General features: G+C 72.4%; 5 protein-coding genes. 1 reads left to right on the top strand and 4 read right to left on the bottom strand.

What is annotated here, in order from left to right; genetic code table 11:
* Positions 1–257: 257 nt before the first annotated feature.
* The 4 genes from ABZ495_RS32980 to ABZ495_RS32965 all read right to left on the bottom strand — a co-directional run bounded on the left by ABZ495_RS32980 (position 258) and on the right by ABZ495_RS32965 (position 6252).
* Entirely contained in the window at positions 258–1325 is a 1068-nt protein-coding gene (locus ABZ495_RS32980) for an FAD-dependent oxidoreductase (RefSeq protein WP_359839500.1), read from the bottom strand.
* 109 nt (positions 1326–1434) lie between these two features.
* Positions 1435–2361, bottom strand: coding sequence for an RNA polymerase sigma factor SigJ (gene sigJ, locus ABZ495_RS32975; protein WP_329487595.1), 927 nt, complete (start codon positions 2359–2361; stop codon positions 1435–1437).
* Between the two features lie 151 nt (positions 2362–2512).
* The gene (locus ABZ495_RS32970; RefSeq protein ID WP_329492095.1) at positions 2513–4495 is read right to left on the bottom strand and encodes an ABC transporter ATP-binding protein; all 1983 of its coding nucleotides are present in this window, start codon (positions 4493–4495) and stop codon (positions 2513–2515) included.
* A 23-nt stretch (positions 4496–4518) separates the two neighbouring features.
* A complete protein-coding gene (locus ABZ495_RS32965) occupies positions 4519–6252 on the bottom strand; it encodes an ABC transporter ATP-binding protein (RefSeq protein ID WP_359839498.1) in 1734 nt (577 codons plus the stop codon).
* A gap of 323 nt (positions 6253–6575) precedes the next feature.
* On the opposite strand from ABZ495_RS32965, the gene ABZ495_RS32960 reads away from it, so the two are divergent.
* Positions 6576–8498, top strand: coding sequence for a long-chain fatty acid--CoA ligase (locus ABZ495_RS32960; protein WP_359808050.1), 1923 nt, complete (start codon positions 6576–6578; stop codon positions 8496–8498).
* Positions 8499–8525 lie beyond the last annotated feature (27 nt).

The raw sequence follows: 8525 nt of genomic DNA, 5'->3' as shown, positions 1-8525 counted from the left end.
ATCGCGCGCGGCAGGTAGATCCGGGAGGCGATCCCCAGGCCCACCACCACCGCCCCGCAGAGCACCGGGGCGTCTCGCCCCGGGCCCGTCGGCCTGTCCGCACGGTCGGCCTGTCCGCACGGTCGGCCTGTCCGCACGGTCGGCCTGTCCGCACGGTCGGCCTGTCCGCACGGTCGGCCTGCCCGCACGGTCGGCCTGCCCACAGAGCCGGCCTGTCCGCACGGCGGCCGGTCGGTGCGGCGGCCCGGCTCAGGCTCTCAACGCAGCGCCCACACCACGCCGTTGACGATGGCGGCCTTGGTCAGCCGCCCGGCCCGGCCGGTCAGCACCGAGGGCCGCATCGAGTCGTCGCCGTGGATCAGCTGGACCAGGCCGTCCCGGCGGCCGAGGCTCAGGCACTGCACGGCGTAGCGGAACGCGAAGGGTTTGTCGGTGCGCCCGGTGAGCAGCTTGCCGAGGTAGCGGCCCATCGGCTGGGCGGTGGCGCAGCCCATCCGCAGGGTGCCGGTGCCGGGGACGGTCACCGCGGCGGCGTCGCCGATGACGTGGACCTCCGGGTGCGAGACGGAGCGCAGGTGGCCGTCCACCACCGCCCGGCCGGCCGGGTCGACGGTCAGGCCCGCCTCGGCCGCCAGCGGGTGCGGCTCCATGGCGGCGGCCCAGGCGACCAGGTCGGCATCGATCCGGCCGCCGGTGGTGTCGAGGCCCCCGGCGTCGACCCCGGTGACGGTGTGCCGCTCGTGCACCTCGATCCCGAGCCGGGCCATGACGGTGCGGACGTGGGCCCGGCCGCGGGCCGAGAACCAGCCGCCGACCTGTCCGGCGGCGACGATCCGCACCCGCCAGGCGGGGTGGGCCTCGGCGATCTCGGTGGCCAGTTCGATGCCGGTGGCGCCGCCGCCGACCACGGCGACGGTGCCGGGCCGCCCGGCGGTGCGCAGCCGCTCGCCCAGTTCGGCGGCCCGCTCGGCGGAGTAGGCGTGCTCGGCGGCGCCGGGGACGGCGTGCCAGGCGGTGCGGCTGCCGAGGGCGTAGACCAGGGTGTCGTAGGGGAGGGCCTCACCGGTGTCCAGGAAGACCTTGCGGGCGGCGAGGTCCAGGCCGGTGGCCCGGGCCGGGATGTGCCGCACGTCGCGGCCGCGGACCACCTCGGCCAGGGCGGGCCGGTGCTCGGGGAGGCCGGCGGCGGTCTCGTGCTGGCGGACGCGGTGCAGGAAGCGGGTCTCCGGGGCGATCAGGGTCACCCGGTGGTGCCGGCCCGCCCGGGTCGCCGCGGTCAGCCCCGCGTAGCCGGCCCCCAGTACGACGATCTGCTTCTCGGTCATGTCGTCCGCCTCCTCCGAAACGCCCCCGCGGAGCGTTCTGTCGACACGTTCTCGGTGTCCGTTCGGGAAGGGGACGACGCGGCCGGTCAGGGTGTGACGGTGAGCCGGGTCACAGGTCCGTCGGCGTGCCGGCGGCGTCGGCCACCCGGGTCAGCTTCTCGGGGTTGACCACCACGAAGGCCTCGGTGATCCGGCCGTCGGCGACGGTGAACGCCAGCACGCCGCCGGGCCGGCCGTCCGCGTCCTGGACGAGCAGCCCCGGCTCGTCGTTGACCAGGGCGGGCACCAGGCTCATGCCCGGCAGGAACCACTTCGCGACCAGGCCGGCCACCAGGCGGGAGACCTTGTCCGCGCCGAGGACCGGGCGGGCGCCGGCGCTGACGACGCCGCCGCCGTCGGAGTGCCAGACCACGTCCGGGTCGAGCACGGCCAGCAGGCCCTCGATGTCGCCGCGGGTACTGGCCGCCGCGAAGGCGGCCACGGCCTGCCGGTGCTCGGCCGGGTCGGCGGTGGCGCGGCGCCCGCCGTCCTTGACCCGGCGCCGGGCCCGGGAGGCGAGCTGGCGGGCGGCGTCGGGGGAGCGGTCGAGGGAGGCGGCGATCTCGTCGAAGCCGACCGCGAACACGTCGTGGAGCACGAAGGCGGCGCGTTCGGCCGGGGTGAGCTGCTCCAGGACGGCGAGCACCGCGAGCGAGACGGACTCGCCGAGTTCGGCGAGCTCGGCCGGGGAGGCGGGGGAGTCCTGGTAGGAGACGGCCGGTTCGGGCAGCCATTCGCCGAAGTAGGCCTCCCGGCGGGCCCGGGCGGAGCCCAGCTGGTCGTAGCAGAGCCGGGTGACGACGGTGGTCAGGAAGGCGCGCGGGTCGGCGACGGCGGACCGGTCGGTGCCGCGCCAGCGCAGCCAGGCCTCCTGCAGCACGTCCTCGGCGTCGCTGAACGAGCCGAGCAGCCGGTAGGCGACCGAGCCCAGGTAGCGCCGGTGGGCCTCGAAGGCGTCGGGTTGTGCGGCGGCAGCGGCCGACAGGTCGTCACTCACAGGCCCACCGTAGCGGCCCGGGGCGGCGGCCGGAGCGTTCGAGGGGGCGCCCGTCGGACGGGGCCACGCTGCCCCCCGGCCTCCCCGTGGGCGGAACACCGGAGGGGGAGGCCGGGTGACCCCGACCTCCCTCTCCGGCGCGTCCCGCCGGTCAGTCCACCTCGGCGACGGCCTCGGCGAACTGCGCCTGGTACAGGCGGGCGTACGCGCCCTCGGCGGCGATCAGCTCGTCGTGCGTGCCCTGTTCGACGATCGAGCCGCTCTCCATCACCAGGATCACGTCGGCGTCCCGGATGGTGGAGAGCCGGTGGGCGATCACGAAGCTGGTGCGGCCGGTGCGCAGCCGGGCCATGGCGCGCTGGATCAGCACCTCGGTCCGGGTGTCGACCGAGCTGGTCGCCTCGTCCAGGACCAGGATCGACGGCTGCGCCAGGAACGCCCGGGCGATGGTGATCAGCTGCTTCTCGCCGGTGCTGACGCCGGTGCCCTCGTCGTCGATGACGGTGTCGTAGCCGTTCGGCAGGGTCCGGACGAAGCGGTCCACGTGGGCGGCCCTGGCCGCCTCGACGACCTGCTCGTGGGTGGCGCCCTGGGCGCCGTAGGCGATGTTCTCGGCGATGGTGCCGCCGAACAGCCAGGTGTCCTGGAGGACCATGCCGATGCCGGAGCGGAGGTCCTCGCGGGACATCGCCGCGATGTCGACCCCGTCCAGGGTGATCCGCCCGCCGCTGACCTCGTAGAACCGCATCAGCAGGTTGACCAGGGTGGTCTTGCCGGCGCCGGTCGGGCCGACGATGGCGACGGTCTGGCCCGGTTCGACCTTCAGCGAGAGGTCGTCGATGAGCGGCTTGTCGGGGTCGTAGCGGAAGGAGACGTCCTGGAAGGCGACCCGGCCGCGGATCGCGTCGGGGCGTTCCGGCATGGCCGGCTCAGGGGTCTGCTCGGGCGCGTCCAGCAGCTCGAAGACGCGCTCGGCGGAGGCGACGCCGGACTGCACCAGGTTGGCCATGCTGGCGACCTGGGTGAGCGGCTGGCTGAACTGCCGCGAGTACTGGATGAACGCCTGCACGTCGCCGATCGACAGCGCGCCGCTGGCGACCCGCAGGCCGCCGACGACGGCCACCAGCACGTACTGCAGGTTGCCGATCAGCATCATCGCGGGCTGGATGATGCCGGAGATGAACTGGGCCCGGAAGCTGGCCGTGTACAGCGCCTCGTTGTGCTCCCGGAAGGTCTCGGCGGACTCCTTCTGCCGGCCGAAGACCTTTACCAGGGCGTGGCCGGTGTACATCTCCTCGATGTGCGCGTTCAGCTGCCCGGTGGACTTCCACTGCTGGACGAACTGCGGCTGCGCCCGCTTGCCGACCCTGGTCGCCACCACGACCGACAGCGGGACGGAGATCAGGGCGATCAGGGCGAGCAGCGGGGAGATCCAGAACATCATGGCGAGCACGCCGACCACGGTGAGCAGTGAGTTCACCACCTGGCCCATGGTCTGCTGCATGGACTGGCCGATGTTGTCGATGTCGTTGGTGACCCGGCTGAGCACCTCGCCGCGGGGCTGCTTGTCGAAGTAGCTGAGCGGCAGCCGGGCGAGCTTGGACTCGACGTCCTGGCGCAGCCGGTAGCTGGCCCGCTGGATCGCCTTGGTGGCGAGCCGGCCCTGGACGATGCCGAAGGCGGCGGAGGCGACGTAGATCGCCAGCACCCAGAGCAGCACGGTGCCGATCGCGCCGAAGTCCATGTGCTGGCCGGGGGTGAAGTCGACCGCGGAGAGCAGGTCGGCGGCGCCGCCGTCGTGCGCCCGCACGTCCGCGACGGCCTGCGCCTTGGAGATGCCGGCCGGGAACTGCTGGCCGACGACGCCGGCGAAGATCAGGTCGGTGGCCCTGCCGAGCACCTTGGGCCCGGTCACGGCGCAGCCGATGCTGAGCACGCCGAGGGCCAGCACGCCGCTGAGCAGGGCGCGTTCGGGGCGGAGCAGGGCGAGCAGCCGCTTGCCCGAGCCCTTGAAGTCCATCGACTTCTCGGAGCCCTGGCCGCCCATGAACCGGCCGGGGCCGGCCGGGCCGCGGCGGGCGGCGGCGGCCTGCGAGTCGCTGGGCACCTCGCCGGAGCCGGGGCCCTTCGTCATGGGCGCCTTCTTCTGCGGGGTGGTCACGCCGCCTCCTGCTCGGTGAGCTGGGAGAGCACGATCTCCCGGTACGTCGGGTTGTCGGCCATCAGTTCGCCGTGGGTGCCGCTGCCGACGACCGCGCCCTCGTCCAGGACGACGATCCGGTCGGCGTCGCGGATGGTGGAGACGCGCTGGGCGACGATCAGCACGGTGGCGTCGGCGGTCTCCCGGGAGAGGGCCCTGCGCAGCCTGGCGTCGGTGGCGTAGTCGAGCGCCGAGAACGAGTCGTCGAACAGGTAGACGCCGGGCTTGCGGACGAGCGCGCGGGCGATCGCCAGGCGCTGGCGCTGGCCGCCGGAGACGTTGCTGCCGCCCTGGGCGATGGGCGCGTCGAGGCCCTCGGGGAAGCGCTCGACGAACTCCTTGGCCTGGGCGACCTCCAGGGCGTGCCAGAGCTCCTCGTCGGTGGCGTCGGGCCGGCCGTAGCGCAGGTTGCTGGCGACGGTGCCGGTGAACAGGTAGGGCTTCTGCGGGACGAGGCCGACGGTCTCGGCGATCGTCTCGGGGGCGAGTTCGCGGACGTCCACGCCGTCCAGCAGGACCTGTCCGGCGGTGGCGTCGAAGAGCCGGGGGACGAGGCCGAGCAGGGTGGACTTGCCGCTGCCGGTGGAGCCGATGACGGCGGTGGTCTCGCCGGGGCGGGCGGTGATGTCGACGCCGCGCAGGACGGAGGCCTCGGCGCCGGGGTAGCGGAACTCGACGGCGCGCAGTTCGAGCTTGCCCCGGGCCAGGAGTTCGGTGACGGGGGTGGCCGGCGGGACGACGCTGGAGCTGGTGTCCAGGACCTCCTGGATGCGCTCGGCGCAGACCTCGGCGCGCGGCACCATCATGAACATGAAGGTGGCCATCATGACGCTCATCAGGATCTGCATCAGGTAGGAGAGGAAGGCGGTCAGCCCGCCGATCTCCATGCCGCCGCTGTCGATGCGCATGGCGCCGAACCAGAGCACGGCGACGCTGGAGGCGTTCACCACCAGCATCACGGCCGGGAACATGAACGACATCAGCTGGCCGACCTGGAGGGCGACGCCGGTCAGGTCCCGGTTGGCGCCGGCGAACCGGGCCTGCTCGTGGTCGTCCTTGACGAAGGCGCGGATGACCCGGATGCCGGTGATCTGCTCGCGCAGGACCCGGTTCACCGTGTCGATCTTCTTCTGCATGCTGCGGAACTTCGGGCGCAGCGTGCGGACGAGCAGGGCGACCACGACGCCCAGCAGGGGGACGACGGCCAGCAGCAGCGCGGAGAGCGGCACGTCCTGGTTGAGCGCCATGACGATGCCGCCCACGCACATGATCGGCGCGGCGACCATCAGGGTGAAGGTCATCAGGGCCAGCATCTGGACCTGCTGGACGTCGTTGGTCGTCCGGGTGATCAGGGAGGGGGCGCCGAAGGAGCCGACCTCGCGGGCGGAGAAGGTCTGCACCCGGTCGAAGACGGCGGCCCGGACGTCCCGGCCGAACGCCATGGCGGTGCGCGCGCCGTAGAAGACGGCACCGATCGAGCAGAGCGCCTGGGCGACGGTGACGGCGATCATCACTCCGCCGATGCGCAGGATGTAACCGGTGTCGCCCTTGACCACGCCCTGGTCGATGATGTCGGCGTTCAGCGTCGGCAGGTAGAGCAGGGCGAGCGTGGACACCAGCTGGAGGAGCACCAGCAGGGAGATCGGTCGGGAGTACGGGCGCAGGTACGCCCTCAGCAGTCTGATCAGCACTGGCACACTCTTGTCTTCGGCAGTGGGGTTCGCATCCCAATTCTCATGCTTCTGTGGACTCGCACAGTTGATTCCGGCCCCGCGCCCCGAGGTTTGTCCAGTCCTTTGCTGAACGCACCGGCGGGCCCGGTTGCGCCGTGCACCGGCGGCTCGACAGTGTGCCAGCTGTCCTCACCCTCTTACGGAATGACCGGTTTCCCCCTAGGCTGCTGATTGCCCCCTTGTTACTCACCGGTATCGGATCGATTGCCCGGGGGCCCGGCGACCGCCCCCACGGGCGCCGCGACATCCCTCAGACGGCCACCCGCCCCCGGAGGTCCTCGTTGAGTTCCGCGCAGTCCCTGATCGACTCCGGCCGTGCCGACATCGTCGCCGGGCGGCCCGCCTCCGTCGCCCACCTGTTCCTGGAGCGGGTCGCCGCCACGCCGGCGGGTGAGGCCTACCGCTTCCCCGTCCCGGTGGACGAGCACGCGGCGGACGGCGCCCCCGGCGCCGAGCAGTGGCGTTCGCTGACCTGGGCGCAGACCGCCACCCGGGTGTACGCGGTGGCCGCCGGCCTGCTGTCGCTGGGCATCAGCCCGGAGGACCGGGTCGCGCTGATGTCCTCCACCCGGCTGGAGTGGGTCATCGCCGACCTCGGCAACATGTGCGCGGGCGCGGCCACCACGGCCGTCTACCCGAGCACCAACGCCGACGAGACGGCCTACATCCTCTCCGACTCGGGCTCCAGGGCGATCTTCGTCGAGAACGAGAAGCAGCTCGCCAAGGTCGTCGGCGAGCTCGGCCAGCTGCCCGAGCTGCGCACCGCCGTCCTCTTCGACGGCACCGGCCCGGTCGCCGGGGCGCCCGGGCTGAACGTGCTCACCCTGGCCGAGCTGGAGCAGCTCGGCGCCGAGTACCTGGAGCAGCACCCGGACGCCGTGCGGCAGGCCGTCGACGCGCTCGACAAGGAGCAGCTGGCCACCCTGATCTACACCTCCGGCACCACCGGCCGCCCCAAGGGCGTGCGGCTGGTCCACGACTGCTGGGCGTACCAGGGGCGGGCGCAGGAGGAGAGCGGGCTGCTGCGCGCGGACGACGTGCAGTTCATGTGGCTGCCGCTGTCGCACGTGTTCGGCAAGAGCCTGATCTGCGGCCAGATCGCCACCGGTCACGTGATGGCGCTGGACGGCCGGGTGGACCGGATCATCCACAACCTGCCGGTGATCCGCCCGACCATGATGGCCTCGGCGCCGCGCATCTTCGAGAAGGTCTACAACGGCATCGCCGGCAAGGCCCGGGCCGAGGGCGGCGCCAAGTACAAGATCTTCATGTGGGCGGCGAAGACCGCCCGCGACTACGCCCGGGTCACCCAGGCCAACCGGATCGCCACCGGGCACGACAGCGCCCCGCTGGGGCTGCGGGTGCGGCACGCGCTGGCCGACAAGCTGGTGTACGCCAAGATCCGGGCCGCGTTCGGCGGGCGGATGCGCGGCTCGGTCTCCGGCAGTGCCGCGCTGGCACCCGAGATCGGCTACTTCTTCGCCGGCGTCGGCGTGCCCGTCCTGGAGGGCTACGGCCTGACCGAGAGCTCGGCCGGGATCTGCGTCAACCCCGCCGAGGACCTCCGGGTCGGCACCATCGGCACCGTGCTGCCCGGCAGCGAGGTCCGGATCGCCGAGGACGGCGAGATCCTGCTGCGCGGCCCCGGCGTCATGCGCGGCTACCACAACCTGCCGGAGAAGACCGCCGAGGTGCTGGAGCCGGACGGCTGGTTCCACACCGAGGACATCGGCGAGATCGGCCAGGACGGCTTCCTGCGGATCACCGACCGCAAGAAGGACATGTTCAAGACCTCCGGCGGCAAGTACGTCGCGCCGAGCGAGGTGGAGGGCAAGTTCAAGGCGGTCTGCCCGTTCGTCAGCAACATCCTGGTGATCGGCAACGGCCGCAACTACTGCACCGCGCTGATCGGCCTGGACGAGTCGGTGATCATGCCGTGGGCGGCCGAGCACGGCCTGGCCGGCAAGTCCTACGCCGAGGTGGTCGGCGACCCGAAGGTGCACCAGCTGGTCGACGGCTTCGTGCAGCGCCTCAACGGCGACCTCCAGCGCTGGCAGACGATCAAGAAGTTCACCCTCCTCCCGCGCGACCTGGACATCGAGCACGGCGAGCTCACGCCGAGCCTGAAGATCAAGCGCCCGGTGGTCGAGCGGACGTACGCGGACGCCGTCACCGAGATGTACGCGGGCGCGAACGAGGCCTGATCCGTCCGTCGTCCCGCACGGCCTCGA

The organism is Kitasatospora sp. NPDC005748, assembly GCF_040630735.1.
Classification (GTDB): Bacteria; Actinomycetota; Actinomycetes; order Streptomycetales; family Streptomycetaceae; genus Kitasatospora.
Note: the sequence above shows the minus strand (reverse complement) of the source record. Positions and strands in the feature narration are given on the sequence as shown.

Coding starts and splice junctions, on each gene's coding strand:
- ABZ495_RS32970 (WP_329492095.1), bottom strand. CDS start 4,495: ATGACGAAGGGCCCCGGCTCCGGCGAGGTGCCCAGCGACTCGCAGGCC.
- ABZ495_RS32980 (WP_359839500.1), bottom strand. CDS start 1,325: ATGACCGAGAAGCAGATCGTCGTACTGGGGGCCGGCTACGCGGGGCTG.